The organism is Pseudomonas sp. P5_B2 (assembly GCF_056400445.1).
In genome coordinates this window covers 1-944 of sequence record NZ_JBFULH010001147.1, presented here as the reverse complement: position 1 = coordinate 944, position 944 = coordinate 1, and the positions used below count along the sequence as shown (strand labels likewise).

1 protein-coding gene is annotated in these 944 nt (G+C 48.8%); it reads left to right on the top strand.

The genetic code is table 11. The features are described 5' to 3' along the window. Window positions 1-257 precede the first annotated feature (257 nt). The coding region (locus AC1DRJ_RS29780) for a winged helix-turn-helix domain-containing protein (RefSeq protein ID WP_477805280.1) at window positions 258-944 on the top strand (687 nt) is incomplete at its 3' end.

Below are 944 nucleotides of genomic sequence, written 5' to 3'. Positions count from 1 at the left end.
CTCGCAGTTTTCGGATAGCGCACATTAATCGTACCGAGCATCATCATTTCCCACGATTGAACCGCCGTGGATTACCTTTGCTTGATTCCAGTGAGATTTTTGATAGGCTATTCCAGCTTTTTCTAGTGGCTCTCTCTGCATCTTCCGCTCATGCCCGCTCGTAGCCGTTCATCCCCCGACAAGAATGTATTACGTCAAATCCAGCCTATAAAAACCATCTTTATACCCAGCCAGATCCACCTGAACGAAGGATTCCCATGCGTTACGCCTTCAAGTTGAAAAACGGTGCCTTGACCCTTTTCGACCCAGACACCGCCTTGCTTTCCATCACGACACCCCATGGAGATATTCAAAGCACCACAATTGGTAGAGCTGAATCGCGCCTGCTGGACCTGCTACTTACCGATCCCGGCCAGACTAAAAGCCGTGAGGAGATTATCGACTACACCTGGAACGACCGCGTCGTTGCCTCAGGCAGTTTGAATCAGGCCGTTTTCTCACTTAGAAACATTTTGAATGACAGTCGCGATCACGAGATATTGATGACGGTCCCTCGACGAGGCTATTGCTTCAACCGTCACTATGTCGTCGATGCACAAACAGACTTATCGACACCTGCCGATGAAGGTGCGCAACCTTCTGCGCCCATTGAGGTGTTTGCATCGAGCAAAGGTGATGAGGTACTGCTGCACTCAGGTACTGAAACATCAACTCGCGTTAAAAAAGCCCTGTCAGTCGCTTATGTATTGACCTTGGGAGTATGTGCCTACACTGGTTTTCACTCTGGGTTCGACACTCCGAAAATAGAAATTTCCAGTGTGAATGTGAACGAATTAGTCATCCATGCCGTAGGCAACAGCGTCGCAGAGGCTGAATCATTGCGAGACCTTTCAGCTAAACAGGTTCAACAGCTTTCGCCGAATTTAAAGGGTCAGGTTTGGTTG